The 15,054-nt window shown below is 65.9% G+C and carries 16 protein-coding genes; 1 reads left to right on the forward strand and 15 read right to left on the reverse strand.

Going from position 1 to position 15,054, the window contains the following annotated elements; genetic code table 11:
• Positions 1-18: 18 nt before the first annotated feature.
• From ACWGQ2_RS08275 to ACWGQ2_RS08345, 15 genes are all read right to left on the reverse strand, one after another.
• A complete protein-coding gene (locus tag ACWGQ2_RS08275; RefSeq protein ID WP_452016155.1) occupies positions 19-900 on the reverse strand; it encodes an OmpA/MotB family protein in 882 nt (293 codons plus the stop codon).
• Positions 897-1,682 (reverse strand): motility protein A, encoded by a 786-nt coding sequence (locus ACWGQ2_RS08280; RefSeq protein WP_452016157.1) that lies wholly within the window; start codon positions 1,680-1,682, stop codon positions 897-899. Before ACWGQ2_RS08280 ends, ACWGQ2_RS08275 begins: the two co-directional genes overlap by 4 nt.
• Complete coding sequence (locus tag ACWGQ2_RS08285) at positions 1,682-1,999, reverse strand: flagellar FlbD family protein (RefSeq protein WP_452016159.1); 318 nt, start codon at positions 1,997-1,999, stop codon at positions 1,682-1,684. Before ACWGQ2_RS08285 ends, ACWGQ2_RS08280 begins: the two co-directional genes overlap by 1 nt.
• 190 nt (positions 2,000-2,189) lie before the next feature.
• Positions 2,190-3,353: a flagellar hook protein FlgE gene (locus ACWGQ2_RS08290; protein ID WP_452016161.1), complete on the reverse strand. Its 1,164-nt coding sequence runs from the start codon at positions 3,351-3,353 to the stop codon at positions 2,190-2,192.
• A gap of 71 nt (positions 3,354-3,424) precedes the next feature.
• Positions 3,425-3,913 (reverse strand): flagellar hook assembly protein FlgD, encoded by a 489-nt coding sequence (locus tag ACWGQ2_RS08295; protein ID WP_452016163.1) that lies wholly within the window; start codon positions 3,911-3,913, stop codon positions 3,425-3,427.
• Positions 3,914-3,928: 15 nt separating this feature from the next.
• On the reverse strand, positions 3,929-5,524 hold the full coding sequence (locus ACWGQ2_RS08300; protein ID WP_452016165.1) for a flagellar hook-length control protein FliK: 1,596 nt from the start codon (positions 5,522-5,524) through the stop codon (positions 3,929-3,931).
• On the reverse strand, positions 5,521-6,186 hold the full coding sequence (locus tag ACWGQ2_RS08305) for a C40 family peptidase (RefSeq protein WP_452016167.1): 666 nt from the start codon (positions 6,184-6,186) through the stop codon (positions 5,521-5,523). Before ACWGQ2_RS08305 ends, ACWGQ2_RS08300 begins: the two co-directional genes overlap by 4 nt.
• On the reverse strand, positions 6,183-6,617 hold the full coding sequence (locus tag ACWGQ2_RS08310) for a flagellar FliJ family protein (RefSeq protein WP_452016169.1): 435 nt from the start codon (positions 6,615-6,617) through the stop codon (positions 6,183-6,185). The genes ACWGQ2_RS08305 and ACWGQ2_RS08310 overlap by 4 nt, the downstream gene beginning before the upstream one ends.
• Positions 6,618-6,619: 2 nt before the next feature.
• Complete coding sequence (locus ACWGQ2_RS08315; protein ID WP_452016683.1) at positions 6,620-7,984, reverse strand: FliI/YscN family ATPase; 1,365 nt, start codon at positions 7,982-7,984, stop codon at positions 6,620-6,622.
• 56 nt (positions 7,985-8,040) lie between these two features.
• A complete protein-coding gene (locus ACWGQ2_RS08320) occupies positions 8,041-8,658 on the reverse strand; it encodes a FliH/SctL family protein (protein WP_452016171.1) in 618 nt (205 codons plus the stop codon).
• Positions 8,648-9,775: a flagellar motor switch protein FliG gene (gene fliG / locus ACWGQ2_RS08325; protein ID WP_452016173.1), complete on the reverse strand. Its 1,128-nt coding sequence runs from the start codon at positions 9,773-9,775 to the stop codon at positions 8,648-8,650. The genes ACWGQ2_RS08320 and fliG overlap by 11 nt, the downstream gene beginning before the upstream one ends.
• Entirely contained in the window at positions 9,772-11,382 is a 1,611-nt protein-coding gene (gene fliF / locus ACWGQ2_RS08330) for a flagellar basal-body MS-ring/collar protein FliF (protein ID WP_452016175.1), read from the reverse strand. Before fliF ends, fliG begins: the two co-directional genes overlap by 4 nt.
• Positions 11,382-11,690 carry a flagellar hook-basal body complex protein FliE gene (gene fliE / locus ACWGQ2_RS08335; RefSeq protein WP_452016177.1) on the reverse strand — a complete coding sequence of 103 codons (309 nt, stop codon included), beginning with the start codon at positions 11,688-11,690 and terminating at the stop codon, positions 11,382-11,384. Before fliE ends, fliF begins: the two co-directional genes overlap by 1 nt.
• A complete protein-coding gene (locus ACWGQ2_RS08340; protein WP_452016179.1) occupies positions 11,690-12,082 on the reverse strand; it encodes a flagellar basal body rod protein FlgC in 393 nt (130 codons plus the stop codon). The genes fliE and ACWGQ2_RS08340 overlap by 1 nt, the downstream gene beginning before the upstream one ends.
• Positions 12,082-12,426 (reverse strand): flagellar basal body rod protein FlgB, encoded by a 345-nt coding sequence (locus ACWGQ2_RS08345; protein ID WP_452016181.1) that lies wholly within the window; start codon positions 12,424-12,426, stop codon positions 12,082-12,084. The genes ACWGQ2_RS08340 and ACWGQ2_RS08345 overlap by 1 nt, the downstream gene beginning before the upstream one ends.
• Positions 12,427-12,661: 235 nt before the next feature.
• Between ACWGQ2_RS08345 and ACWGQ2_RS08350 the strand changes: the two genes are divergently transcribed.
• The gene (locus ACWGQ2_RS08350) at positions 12,662-15,052 is read left to right on the forward strand and encodes an ATP-binding cassette domain-containing protein (RefSeq protein WP_452016183.1); all 2,391 of its coding nucleotides are present in this window, start codon (positions 12,662-12,664) and stop codon (positions 15,050-15,052) included.
• Positions 15,053-15,054 lie beyond the last annotated feature (2 nt).

A 15,054-nucleotide genomic window follows, 5' to 3' on the forward strand; every position in this document is an offset into this window, starting at 1 on the left:
GCGCCGGCGCCGGCTTAGTTAGTGATTCGAGGCGGGAAGAACGTCGGAGTCCACACCGGCGTCACCGGGTGCCGCGGACGGGTCCGGGAAGGTGATTTCACCGTTGACGACCGCGGGCATCAGCTGCCGCACGGCTTCAGACTGGGCTGAGAGCACCACAATGTCCACCCGGCGGTTCTGCGCCAGCTCGGCCGCGGTGCTGCCCGCGGTCAACGGCCGGGACTCCCCGTAGCCGACGGCTTTGATCCTGCTGTAGTCAATGCCGCCGGAGTCCATCAGGTAGCGCAGCACATTGACGGATCTGGACGAGGAGAGTTCCCAGTCCAGGGCCGACTGGGTGTACTGGCGCACCTGGGCCGTGTGGCCTTCAACCGAGAGGTCGTAGCTGGTGGGCTGCAGGATGGGACCAATGACGTTCAGGACGTCCAGCGCCTGCGGCGTGAGGTCGGAGAGGTCCGGTTCGAAGAACATTTCCGAGCTCACCAGGCGGATCGTCAGGCCGCGTTCGTCGATTTCGAAGCGGACGTCGTCCTGCAGGCCTCTGTCTTCCAGACCGTCCTGCAGGCGGTCGCGCAGCGCCGTGAGGTCCTGGACCTCCATGGCAGCGAGCATGGCCAGGTCTGCGTCCGGATCCAGGACTTCCTCGTCCTCGACCATGGCAGGCGGAACCACCACACCCTTGGCGGTGTCCACGGTATTGGTTTCGACCTGGCCGAATCCGGTGGCCAGTGACGCCTTGAGCTGTTCAAACTTGGCCTGGTCCACCGTGGACATCGCGAAGAGCACAATGAACATGCACATCAGCACAGTGACCATGTCCATGTACGAAGCCATCCAGCGTTCGTCCGGGTGGTCCTCTTCCTCGTCCCGGCGCCTGCGGCGGCGGTTGGGGGCACTCATGCGGCGTCGCTGGTCTCGCGGGCCGGAGTATCGAGTTCATGCGCCGGAACCATCGCGCGCAGACGCTCGCCGAGCAGGCGCGGCTGGCTGCCTGCCTGCAGGGCCAGGACACCCTCCATGAGCAGCGTCATCTGTTCGACTTCAAGGTCGCTGAGCCGCTTGAGGCGGGCACTGATCGGCAGCCAGATGAAGTTCGCCGAGAGCAGTCCCCAGAGGGTGGCTACGAAGGCGGTGGCAATCATGGGGCCCAGCGTGGCGGGTGTGGAGAGGTTCTCAAGCACGTGCGTCAGCGAAACGACGGTGCCAATGATGCCGACGGTGGGCGCATAGCCGCCCAGGCTGTTGAAGAACTTCACGGCGACTTTGTCGCTGGAAGCCTTGGTGTTGATTTCATCCTCGAGCAGGATCCGCAGCTCTTCGCCGTCGGTTCCGTCGGCAATGTTCTGCAGGGCCACGCGCAGGAACGGGTCCTCCACTTCCGCGGCGTCGCGTTCCAGCGAGAGCAGGCCCTCCGACCGCGCCTTTTCAGCCAGTGACACCACGTTGTCGATCGTTTCCTGCGGGCTGGGCTTCCTGCCCATGAATGCTCGCGGCAGGGATTTGAAGGAGAAAATGAAGTCTTTCAGCGTCCCGCCGGCCAGGCCCACGGCGATGGTAGCGCCGAAGACCAGGATCATGGGGGCGGGCAGCAGCAGGGCGCTGAGGTGCGCACCTTCGAGGGTGATCATTGCATACAGCGACCCGAAGGCCAGCACGAGGCCGATGATTGTTGCCGGATCCATTATTTGTTCCTCGGACGAAGGGGCACGGTCTTGGTACTGCTCTCGTTTGCTGCTGGTGTCCCCCCGGCACCCGCATCGGGAACCAGCCCAAGTCCCGTGCCGGGCCGCAGCGGAATCTGCGGGATGTCCCGTGCCATGGAGATCACCCGGGCCCTGAACTGGGCTACCAGGGCGATCACTTCGTCCATGGACTCCGTGACGATGTACTTGGCTCCGTCCACCATCACCAGGGTGGTGTCCGGATTGGCATGGATGCGTTCAATCAGGTCAGGGTTGATCGCAAACTGAGCGTCGTTCAGTCGCGTAAGAACAATCATGTGCCCGTCCCGGTTGCAGCGTCCGGCTTGGCTAAGCCGTCACCCTTACTTTCGGCAGACGGGCAGTATCGGTAAGGAAACCGGCGCCCTGGCACCCCGGCAGCCCCCGTCCCGAATGCCGGTGACCGGCACACGGCAGGCCCCCGCATACTGGTGCGGGGGCCTGCCGTGTGCTTCCGCGAGCTAGGGACTAGCGCTTGAGGTTGGTGAGTTCCTGCAGCACTTCGTCGGAGGTGGTGATGATGCGGGCGTTCGCCTGGAACCCGCGCTGGGCGACGATCAGGTTGGTGAATTCCTGTGAAAGGTCCACGTTGGACATTTCAAGCGAGCCGGCAATGGCGTTGCCCATGCCCGGATCGCCCGGGCCGCCCAGGACGGGGTTGCCGGAGTTCACGCTGGCGGTGAAGCCGGAGTTTCCGGCCTTCTCCAGGCCGGCGGGGTTGGTGAAGGTCGCGACGGCGATGCGGGCCAGGGATTCCTTGGCACCGTTGGTGAAGGACCCGATGATCGTGCCGTCCTTGGAGATGGAGAAGGACTCGAGGGTTCCCGCCGCGCGGCCGTTCTGGCCGGTCACGGAGGCGGTGCTGACTCCTGCGTAGCTGGTCAGTGCACTCAGGTCCACCCGCACGCCGCCTACGGTCAGGGCGGCCGCTGAACCGGTTGCCTGCTTGCCGTCGGTGAAGGTGAGCGAAACCGGTGCTCCCCCGGCAGAAACATCCCAGCCGCCTGCGGTCTTGGTGAAGGTCAGGGTTGCAACGGTAGCCGCACCATTGGCGTCATACACGTCCATGTCCCGCTCGATGCTTTCGCCAACAGCAGTCTCCGAGGGCAGGTTGCCGCCCACAGTTGCCTGGCTGGTAGCCACAGCCGGGGAGATGGCGCCGTCGGGCAGGGCAACATTGCCCACGGCGCCGCCGGTGTTGATCACGCCGTTCACGCCGGTCCAGCCCTGAACGATCTTGCCGTCCGTGGTGACCAGGCGGCCTTCTGCATCGAGGTCGAAGGCACCTGCCCGGGTGTAGGTGGTCTGGTTGCCCTGCTTGGTCACGAAGTAGCCGTCACCGGAGATCATCATGTCCGTGGCACGGCCGGTGGACTGCGCCGACCCCTGGGTGAAGTTGGTGGTGATGCCGGAAACCTGCACGCCCAGGCCAACCTGTGCCGGGTTTCCGCCGCCGGTGTCGGCGCCGGGAGTCGTGGCACCCTGCGTCAGCTGGGAAAGGGTGTCCTGGAACTGGACGGACGTGGCCTTGTAACCGGTGGTGTTGACGTTTGCGATGTTGTTGCCGGTGACATCCAGCATGGTCTGGTGCGAACGGAGTCCGGAAATTCCGGAGTACAGGGAGCGGAGCATGGGATACGCCTTTCAGCTGATGGGTCTGGATGCTTGTAAAACCTGGAATAGCCGGGAGTGCAGGGGCCGGGTTACGCCGTTGTTCCCGGGTTGCCGGAATCCTGGGCCGGTTCGTCGCCTGCGTCGTCGCCGGGAGCCGGTGACGGGACGCCGGGAGCGACTACTCCGGAGATGGCGTCGAGGAGGACATCCACACCGCCAACGTTTACTGTCGGCACTCCGTAGAGGTAGGAAACCGAATTTGCGGTGCCTGTTACGGATTCACCGGCGTCATTGGTGTAGGTGACCGTCTGTCCGATCAGTCCTGCTGCCGCCATGCGCATTTGCAGGGAGAAGTTCTCCTCGCTCATGGTGGCCATATTGGTGAGCTGTTCCATGGTGGCCAGCTGTGTGGTCTGCCCAATCATTTCGTTGGTGTCCATGGGCGAGCTCGGGTCCTGGTTGCGCAGCTGGGTGACCAGCAGGGTGAGGAACAGCTCGCTGTCCATCACCTGTTTGGGTGCGCGCACGGCCTGCGCGGCGGTGGCCCCGCTGGCTGGCGATACTGCTTCTACCGGCATGGGTGGTTCTCCTTTTCAGGCCAGAATGTCGATGGTTGTTTGCGGACCGTGTGCCACGGGCCGGAAGATCTGCTGGACCGCTGCCGGACCGGGTTCGGGCGCTGCACCGGCCCGGAAGGCTCCGTCCGGCCGCGGTTCCCCGCGCCCGTCGGATCCGGAACCCGGCTGGTCCTGTGTTGAAAGGGACAGCGAGGAATTCATCCCGGCACCGGACAGGTCTCGGCGGAGGTCGGTAAGGATGGTCCGGAGCGCCTCGCGTCCCGCATCGTTCGGCGCGAAGAGCTCAACCCGGATACCTTCGGCAGTGACGTGGGCGCGGACCGTTACAGGACCAAGGTTCTCCGGGGTCACGCTCAGGGTCATCACGTGCTCGCCGGACGCTGCGGCCTTCAGGCTGAACAGCGGCTGGCTGACCTGGGCCAGTAACGGCGCGGGCTGCGCCGGAGCAGACGCAGGGACAGCTGCAGGGGCTGTTACCGGTGCAGGATTTAGGGGTGCGGCAGGTGCGGGCAATACTGCAGCGGAGGCAGGCTGGGCAGCCTGCGGGCCGGCTTTGCCGGGCTCCGCGGCGGCGTCGACGCCGGCGTCCGGGACCGCAGGTACGGGCTGGTTCGCTGCCGCGGGGCGGAGCGTCTGGACAGTGGCTGCAGCGGCGGGCACGGCGTCAGTGTGCGCGGGGCCGGCAGCGCGGTCAGCAGGTGCTGCGACGGACACCGGGGCGCCGGCGGGAACCTGGGCTGGCGCCGGGGCGGCGCGCTCACCTGGAGCGGAGGCAGCTGGAACCGGAGGTTCCTCGGCGGAACGCGGAACGGCCGGCGCTTCGGTGGCATGTGCCGGCGCCGCGGTGTTCTCTGCCGGTGCTGTGGCAACCGCTTCAGGCGCTGTGGCCACCGCTTCAGGCGTCACCGGAGCAGGTGCCGCAGCAGGAGCAGGCCCGGCAGATATCACCGGGGCAGCGAGCACGGTGTGCGTGTCTGCTGAGGCCGGCGCACCGGCTGCCCCCTGCGGGACTGCAGCGGGAGTGGGTTCGGGACCCGCACCAGGTGCTTCGGACACGGCCGGCACAGCAGCCACATGCGGATCCGGTGCCTGCGCAGCAGGCTGCTCCGTCACCGTTGATGCGGCGGCTGCACTGCTGACTGTGTTTCCGGCAGCCATGGCTTCCGCGGCCGCTGCACCGGCGTTGGGCAGCGGTGCGGCGCGATGCTGTACGGCGGACGCGGAGAGTTCCGCCTCTGCCAAGGCTGCGGGGATCTCTCCCCTGCCGGGCAGCTCTCCCTTCGACGGCTGGAGTTCAAGGTCCGCCTCGGTGGCGTCAGTCCCGGTCAGCTCCGCCACCGGGGGCTGGAGTTCGAGGTCCGCCGGGAGGACAAGTCCTTTGAGCCCTGGCACAGCGGCGAAGGGCAGCCCGGCAGCGGTCGCGGAACCGGAGCCGGAGTCTGGGCCGGAGTCGGCTGCGCTGCCTGCCTGGTTCCCGGCCCCGGTCAGCGCACCGGTGGCAGCTTCAAGAGCGGAACCGAAACCGGCCCCGCTGTCCGTGCCGGAGGCGCGGGCGCTGCCGGCCGGTGCTGCGGCAGGCCGTGCCGTCAGGAAGGCTGCCGGTATGCTCATGCGCCCGCCATCAGAGAAGCCTGCATGGCACGCGCGGAGGCAACCATGTCCGTGATCGCCGCAGCCGCGGCCGGCGAGGCGGCGCCCGGAGCCGAGACTGTGGTTTCAGCGGGCAGGATGCGCCGGATCGTAGTGATGTTGGCGTCGGTTTCCCATGCGTCGCGGATCTGGATGGTCTGGCCCGGCTGGGGTGCGTCCACCACCTTGCCGTTGCCCAGATAAATGGAGACGTGCCCGCCGTCGTGTGTAAAGAGCAGGTCGCCGGGCTGTGCCTGGGCAAGGGAATCCACTTTGGTTCCGGCATTCATCTGGTCCCAGGTCACCCGCGGAAGGGTGTAGCCGAGGTCCTTGAAGACGTTCTGCACAAACGACGAACAGTCGAGGCCTACTGCCGGGTCGTTGCCGCCCCAGACGTAGGGAAGGCCAACATACTTCTCCACCGATGCCATCAGGGCTTCGTTGGGCGCTCCGGACGGCAGAGCTGTGGCTGGTCCGGTCAGTGCGCTGAGCGTGGCGGCAAAATCGCCGGCGCCGGCGGCGCCTGCCGGGGCCGTAGTTGTGGCTGTGGCTGCACGGGACGCGGCTGCTGCCGGTGGGCTGGAGAGGGCGTCGATGGCTGAACGGATTTCCTGGATCCGCCCAATCGCGTCAGTCATGCTCATTTTGAGGCTTCTTTCTGCCGGCGGTGCCAGGCTGTGCCGGCGAGTTCATCCAGCACGTTCTGTTCGGTGCGCAGGTCCTGGACCGCAACGGCGTCGGAATGCTTGGTTTCAAGCTTCTCCAGTCCAACGGAACGTGCGCGGGCGGCCTGGAACTCCGCCTGGGCGGTGTTGACCGCGGCGCCTTTCAGTTCCTCAGCGGCCAGCAGGTCCGCCAGCATGCTGCGGGAGGAGGCGCGGGCTGCAGCAATCGCGTTCAGGGTGGCGGCGTCGGCGGCTTCCAGGGGTGTTGCGGCGAGCGAATCGTACGCCTCGCTGCGGGCCTCGGTGCTCCGGCGCAGCGCGGCGTTGGCTGCCGCCAGTGATCCGGCAGCGCTGTCCTGCTGCAGCCGGCGCAGCCTCAGCAGGCCGGCAAGCGGAAAGTCCCGTCCCATTTTCAAACCCCCAGATTCAAGGTGAGCCGATGCAGCTGATTCCATGCGGTATCAGCCGGAGTCTGTTCGTCCATCCGCTGCTGCAGGAACGCGTTGATTGTGTCCTCGTGGGCCACGGCTGCGTCCACCAGGGGGTTGGTTCCGCGCTGATATGCGCCGACGTCAATCAGGTCCTGCGCGGAGCGGCGGGCCGCAAGGACCCGGCGCAGGCTGGAAGCAGCCTCGCTGCGGTCCTTCGGATTTACCCGGGATGCCACGCGGGAAATCGACCCGAGCGCGTCCACGGAGGGAAAATGGCCGGCGACGGCAAGTTTGCGGTCAAGCACCACGTGGCCGTCCAGGATGGAGCGGGCGGAGTCTGCGATCGGCTCGTTGTGGTCATCGCCGTCAACCAGCACGGTGTACATCCCGGTGACCGAACCGGTCTTGTCTGTCCCGGCGCGTTCCAGCAGCTGGGCCAGCAGGGAGAACGTAGATGGCGGGTAGCCCCGGGTGGCGGGCGGTTCTCCGACGGACAGGCCAATCTCGCGCTGGGCCATGGCCACACGGGTCAGGGAGTCCATCATGAGCATCACGTCAGCGCCGCGGTCACGGAAGGACTCGGCGATCCGGGTGGCCACAAAGGCGGCGCGCAGGCGCATCAGGGCGGGTTCATCGGAAGTGGATACAACGACGATGGAGCGGGCCAGCCCTTCCTCGCCCAGATCATCTTCGAGGAACTCGCGGACTTCACGGCCGCGTTCCCCCACCAGGGCGATCACCGAAACTTCGGCGTCCGTGCCCCGGGCAATCATGGACAGCAGCGAGGATTTGCCGACGCCGGATCCGGCGAACAGACCCATGCGCTGGCCTTTGCCAACGGTGGTCAGGGTGTCCAGTACCCGAACGCCCAGCTGCAGCGGCTGCGTGATCCGGGAACGCTGCATGGCCGGGGGTGTGTCATGGTCCAGGGGAACGTACGCGTCCACCTGGAGCGGGCCCTTCCCGTCAATGGGGCGGCCCAGGCCGTCCAGGACCCTGCCGAACAGGCCGGTTCCGGTGGGAACACGCAGCGGCATGCCCTTGGACCGCGCCGGGCTGCCGGCTGTGAGGCCTGCCAGACGGCCAAAAGGCATGCAGCGAACGCCGTCGCGGGTTGCGGCTACAACCTCGGCATCGACTTCCGCGCCGGGCACCCCCAGGCTGACAAGGTCCCCAACTGCGCAGTCGAGTCCGGTCACCTCAACGCTCAGCCCAAGGACGGTGGAAACTTTACCGACGCGCTGCGGCCGGGCCGCCGCGAGGGCGTGTCCAAAGGCCTCGCCCCTGGGCCGCCAGGCACTGGCCCTGGACGCCTCTCCGCGGTCCGCTTCGCGGGCGGCGTGCAACGTAACGGATTCGGGGTTGGCGGCGGGGTACGGGGAAACCGGGTTTGCGGTGAGCGTCACGCCGTATCTCCCATCAGTGCGGCTTTGGCCCGGGCCAGTGCAGTGGCAAGAGTGGCATCAAGGAAACCGTCCGGGAACTCGGTGACCGCGTCCCCCCGTGCCAGGGTGGGATCGGCGGTAAACACGACTCCGGCCCGGTTGAGGATGTCATCGCCCAGCACGGCGAGGTCCGCCGGATGCATCCGCACCTGCTGGACCAGCCGTACATCAACACCGGACAGTGCCCGGTCAAGGGCCGCCCGGGCTGAGCTCTCGCCGTGGGCCAGCTCACGTCCCAGGAGGGCCTCGGCCAGTTCCAGCGCGGCAGCTGCCAGCGAATCCTGCACTTCGGTGATCAGCGGCATGCTCTGCCGTGCCAGGGCCTGTTCCGCAGCGTTCAGCAGCTGCACTGCGTGGTCGGCCCGGGCGCGCACCCCAGCGGTTTCGGCGTCGAACCGCGTCTGGAGCTCCTGCCGGACGCGGGCCGTCTCGGCGGCAGCGGCATGCAGCCCTGCCGCGTAGCCGGCCGCGTGTCCCTGTGCCCGGTCCCGCTCGGCGGCACGCACGGCGTCGTGACCGCCCAGTGCGGGGTAGGCCATGCGCGCGAAGGTGCGCTCCGGGGACTCAGTAGACATACTCTTCCTCGTCCGCATGGTGGATGGTGATCGCGCCCTGGGCTTCCAGATCGCGGATGGCACGCACGATTGTGGCGCGGGCCTCTTCCACCTGGGACAGCCGGGCGGGACCCGATGCGGCGATCTCGTCGTCCAGGATTTCGCGGTTGCGTTCGGAGACGTTGGTCCGGACGGTCTCCAGCACGGTCTCGTTGGCGCCCTTCATGGCCAGGGCCAGGACGGCGACGTCGATTCCGCGCAGCACCAGCTGGACGTCGCGGCGTTCGAGCTTGGTCAGGTCCGCGAAGGTAAGCATGCGCGAGCGGACTTCTTCCGCCAGGTCCGGGTCACGTTCGTCCAGGGCCTCGAGGATGGCTCGCTCGGTGGCTGCGTCTGCGCGGTTGATGATGTCCACCAGCGGCTGGATGCCGCCGATCTGGTCCGCAGCTTCACGCGCGGCGCCAACGGCGGTGGCGCGGGCCTTGAGCGTCTCCGCCACAACGCGGATGGCTTCGGGGGTGGCCCTGGACATGTTGGCGATGCACTGGGCGATTTCCGTGCGCAGCTGGTCCGGGAAGCCACCGATCACGGCCGACGCCCGCTGCGGACGCATGTGGGCCAGGACCAGGGCGATGGTCTGCGGCAGTTCGTTCTCCAGCAGGCTCACAATCTGGGCGGCTTCGGCCCGTTCCAGGAATTCGAAGGACTTGCCCGCCATCGAGGAGGCCAGCCGGTCCATAACCCCGGATGCCCGTTCGGTACCAAAGGATGCTTCGAGCAGGCCCATGGCGACGTCGCGTCCGCCGTGGGCGCGGCGCCGGCCGTCCACCGTCATGTCGTAGAACTCGTTGATGACACCTTCAACCACGCCCACATCAACGCGGCGCAGGTTCACAATTTCCGCGGCCAGTTCCTGGGCCTCGGCCTCGGTGAACTGCTGCAGCACGGTTGCTGCACGGGAGGTTTCGAGCTGCATCAGGATGACTGCGGCCTTCTGCATGCCAGAGAGCTTCGGCAGCGCGGCTGCCCCCGCAGCCGGGCGGACCGCAGGTACTGCCGCAGTGGGAGCCTCGCCCGCCGGGTCCGTGCCGGCAGGCGGCAGGGTAGCTACCGCGGTTCCGGAATTCTGTTCGCTCATACCCGCTGCCCCTCATCCATGAAGTTGCGCAGATAGTCCGCGGTACGGACCGGATCCTGCAGTGCCAGGTGGTCCAGTTCTTCCAGCTTGCGTTCGGAGTCGGCGGCATTTGCCACGATCCGCAGCGAGGCGGTATCCACGGGCGGCTCCAGTACGGCGCGGCCCTGCTCCTGTCCGATCATTGCCAGTCCTGCCGGCGGTGCCAGCGGGTCCAGCTCCGGCAGGACGCCGATGTCCACGGCTTCGCGGTTCTGGCGGCGGGAACGCATGGCGTAGGCGATCAGCGCCAGGATCACGGCGAGCACAATCCCTGCGGCCAGGATGCCGGTGCGGACCAGCTCGGCGCGGCGCTCGGCTTCCTCGGCCGCGGCTGCCGCAGCCAGGGCTTCCTGTGCCGCATCAGCGCCGGCAGCATTGAAGGCCAGCAGCTCCACGGTGAGCTGGTCGCCGCGGGCGGTATCGATGCCCGCCGCGTTGGAAACCAGCGCCCGGATGTCTGCCACGTTCATGCCTGCAGCGGTGGCGGAGTTCAGGGCAACGGAAACAGTCTGGCGGTTCAGTGCCCCGGCGGGGATCTCCCGGGTTTCCGTCACCTTGTTGACCGCGTTGTTCTTGGTGGTGGATTCGGAGGTGTAGGCACCGTCATTGCCGTCGCCGCCGGGCACGGCAATGTTGTCCGGGCCGAGGACACCTGCGGGTGCGCTGCCGTTGGCTCCGCCGCTGTATTCCTCGGTGGTCGTGGCCTCGTTCAGCGCCGGGGTCCCGGCAGGGTTGGTGAAGGTTTCCTCAACCCGGTTCGCGGATTCGTAGCTCATGTCCGCGGCAACGGCCACGGTAGCGTTACCCGGACCCACTACCTTGTCCAGCATGGTCTGCACGGAGGAGGCGATGCGCTGTTCATAGTCGGTGGCCTGTTTGTCCGCAGACCCGGTTGCACCTACTCCGACGGCGGAAAGCACGGTGCCTGCCGAGTCGATGACAGCGACGTTGGTGGCTTTCATGCCGTCAATGGCAGCCGAGGTCAGGTGAACAACGGCCTGGACCTGGTCACCGGTGAGCGTCACTCCGCTTTCGGTCTCGATAAAGACGGACGCTGTCGGATCCACCTTTTCGGAAACAAAAACCGTTTCTTCGGGCAGGGCCAGCTGCACGGACGCCGTCTTGACGCCGTTCAGGGCGCCGATGGTCTTGGCGAGTTCACCTTCAAGTGCCCGCTTGTAAGTCACGGACTGCTGGAATTCGGAGGAGGTCACGCCCATGTCATCGAGCAGCGAGTAGCCGCCGGTGGAGGACGCGGGCAGACCGGCACCTGCGGCCTTGAGCCGCTGGTCGTAAACGTTCTGCTCCGGGACCATGATGGTGCCGCCGCCGTTGGCGATCTCGTAGGGAACGCCGTCGGCCTGCAGCTGCTCAACAATCGTGTTGGCGTCTGAGGGCTGGAGACCTGAAAACAGCGGAGAGTATGAGGGCTTGGCGGCCCAGCTGGCCAGGGCGAAAATGCCCAGGGCCAAAACAGCGATCCCAATCAGCGCAAGGGTCTTCTGTGCCAGGGTGAACTGGCTGATGGTTTTTCCCAGACGGCCAAACGCCGCGTTCACCTGTGTCATTAGGCCTGCATCCGCATGATCTCGTTGAAGGCGTCAACGCTCTTGTTGCGCACCGCAGCCACCAGTTCCAGGGTCACCGAAGCACGCGTGGATGCGATGGTGGCGGCGTGGATGTCATCCAGGTCGCCGGTGACGGCCTTGACGGCAAGTTCCTTGGAAGCGGAAGAGAGCTGCTGCGCGTTGTCGACCGCGCCCGCGAGCTGGGTTGCGAAGCCGGAGCCGTCCGTAGCCGGAACAGCCGGGGCCGTGTTCTCCAGGTAGGCGGTGGGAAGGGTACCGGCAACGGCGCCGATGGCGGGTACGGGCATCAGGAGCGTCCAATCTGGAGGGCAGCTTCGTAAGTGGCCTTGGCACGGTCAACGACGGCGGCGTTCGCCTCGTAGCCGCGCTGCGCCATGATGAGGGCGCTCATCTGTTCGGCCATGTCGATATCCGGGTAGCGGACATATCCGTTTTCGTCGGCGAGCGGGTGGGTCGGTTCGTGGACCATCCGTCCCGCGGCGTCGCCGTATTCCACGCCGGTGACGTAGACGCCGCTGTTGGCCGCGCCTTCCTGGGCAACGACGTACCGGGCCTGGAAGGCGGCTCCGTCTGTGGAAGAGGCATTGTTCATGTTGGCGAGGTTGTCCGAGACAGCGTCCAGCCATTTGCGGTGGACGGTCAGGGAGGTGCCGGCAATGCCGATTGCATCGAATGTCATTACTGGGTCCTCATGGCAGTACGGAGGGAGTTCGCTTCTCCGCCTACGGCCTGGGAAGCGAACTGAAAGCGCAGGACGGTGTCAATGTTGGACAGGGTTTCGGTGTCCAGGTTGACGTTGGAGCCGTCCAGGCGGGTGGGTTCAAGGGAGCGGGCGGTGCTCGCGTCGGTGAAGGACTTGTTGCCGGCCTTGACGGATTTGGCCAGGGCGTCCTCAAAGCTCACCCGCTGGGCCTGATAGCCGGGCGTGTTCACGTTGGCGATGTTGTTGGCAATGGTGCGCTGGCGCAGGGCCAGGCCATTGAGTGCGCTTTGGAGCGCCACCGATGACACGGAGTCGAACACAGAAAACCCGCTTCTTATGGAAAAAGTGCGGCCGATCCGTGGCCTGTTGCGTGAGCTATCCATGCTCACTGTTGGTTATCGGCGGGTCGTCCGCGCGTGTAAGTATTTTTGCCGCGCGTTCTACGTAGTTGGTCACGGCCATCCAAGTAGGAAACCAATCAGGAACAAAGAAGCGCATCATCCGGCTCCGCGGGTAACGTGGCACTTCAAACCGCGGAACCTCCAGGGAGAAACCATGAGCACGGCTACGGATCCGGCAACCCAGTCCCCCACCGTCCACCCTGCAGACAGCCACGGACTGATCCGGGTAATGGGTGCACGGGAGAACAACCTCAAGGACATCAGCGTCGACATCCCGAAGAGACGCCTGACGGTTTTCACCGGTGTTTCCGGCTCGGGAAAAAGCTCACTGGTCTTTGCCACCATCGCCGCCGATTCCCAGCGCATGATCAACGAGACCTACAGCGCCTTTGTCCAGGGGTTCATGCCGGCCCTGGCGCGTCCCGACGTCGACCGTCTGGAAGGGCTGACGACGGCGATCATCGTGGACCAGGAGCGGATGGGCGCCAATCCGCGGTCCACCGTTGGAACCGCCACGGATGCCAACGCCATGCTGCGCATCCTCTTCAGCCGGCTGGGCGATCCGCACATTGGCTCCCCCAACGCGTACTCCTTCAACGTCCCGTCGGTTAAGGCCAGCGGCGCCATCACCGTTGAACGCGGAGGCAAAACGAAAGCGGAAAAAGCCACGTTCAACCGTCTGGGCGGGATGTGCCCGCGGTGCGAAGGCATGGGAAACGTCAGCGACTTCGATCTCAGCGTGCTCTACGACGACTCGAAATCGATTCTGGAGGGTGCGCTGACAATCCCCGGCTACAGCATGGACGGCTGGTACGGGCGGATCTTCGCCAACACCGGTTTGTTCGACCCGAACAAACCGATCGCGAAGTTCACCAAAAAGGAGCTCCAGGCCCTGCTCTACTCAGAGCCGGTCAAGCTCAAGGTGGATGGCATCAACGTCACCTTCGAGGGCCTGATCCCGAAAATCCAGAAGTCCATGCTGTCCAAGGACCGTGAGGCAATGCAGCCGCACATCCGCGCCTTCGTGGACCGTGCCATCACCTTCAGCATGTGCCCGGAGTGCGGTGGAACCCGGCTGGCGCAGGAGGCACTGTCCTCCAAGATCAACGGAAAAAACATCGCGGAGCTGTGTTCAATGCAGATCAGCGACCTGGCCGAATGGGTACGGAAGCTGGAAGAACCGTCAGTGGCTCCCCTGCTGGCCGGGCTGCAGCACCTGCTGGACTCCTTCACGGAGATCGGCCTGGGCTACCTCTCGCTTGACCGGCCCGCGGGCACGCTCTCCGGCGGCGAGTCCCAGCGGACCAAGATGATCCGCCACCTTGGTTCGTCCCTGACGGACGTCACCTATGTCTTCGATGAACCAAGCATTGGGCTGCATCCGCATGACATTGAGCGGATGAACCAGCTGCTCCTGGCGCTGCGGGACAAGGGCAACACCGTGCTCGTAGTCGAACACAAGCCGGAAATGATCGCCATTGCGGATCATGTGGTGGATCTGGGACCCGGGGCAGGAACCGGCGGCGGGGAGATCTGTTTTGAAGGCACTGTCGACGGGCTCCGCGGATCCGGGACCATTACCGGCCGGCATCTGGATGACCGGGCGCGTCTGAAGGAGTCCGTGCGGCCGGCTTCCGGGGTGCTGGAAGTGCGCGGCGCCTCGGCTAACAACCTGCAGAACGTCGACGTCGATATTCCGCTTGGGGTGTTCTGTGCCCTTACCGGTGTGGCCGGGTCCGGCAAGAGCTCCCTGATCCGCGGTTCGGTAGCCAAGCGGGACGGCGTCGTCGTTATTGACCAAAGCGGGATCAAGGGTTCCCGGCGCAGCAATCCAGCCACCTATACAGGGCTGCTGGAACCGATCCGGAAGGCGTTCGCCAAGGCCAACGGTGTGAAGCCTGCCCTGTTCAGCTCGAATTCAGAGGGCGCGTGCCCCGTCTGCAACGGGGCGGGGGTCATCTACACCGATCTCGGAGTCATGGCCACGGTGGAATCCACGTGCGAGGAATGCGGCGGCAAGCGCTTCCAGGCCGCAGTGCTGGAATACAGGCTGGGCGGCCGGAATATTGCCGAGGTCCTGGCCATGTCTGCCGCGGAAGCGCTGGCTTTCTTCGCCGGCGGGGAGGCGAAGACGCCCGCGGCGCATAAAGTCCTGGAACGGCTCTCTGATGTGGGGCTGGGCTACCTGAGCCTGGGACAGCCGCTGACTACTCTCTCCGGCGGCGAACGCCAGCGCCTGAAGCTGGCAGCACAGATGGCTGAGAAGGGGGACGTCTACGTGCTCGACGAACCCACAACGGGTCTTCATCTGGCAGACGTGCAGCAGCTTCTGGGGCTGCTGGACCGGCTGGTCGATTCCGGGAAATCGGTCATTGTGATTGAGCATCACCAGGCGGTTATGGCCCACGCGGACTGGATCATCGATCTGGGTCCGGGTGCAGGGCACGACGGCGGGCGCATAGTCTTCGAGGGAACGCCGGCCGAGCTGGTGGCCGGGCGTTCGACCCTCACCGGTGAGCACCTGGCTGCCTACGTGGATAGCTAGCC

The organism is Arthrobacter sp. NPDC055585 (assembly GCF_053619115.1).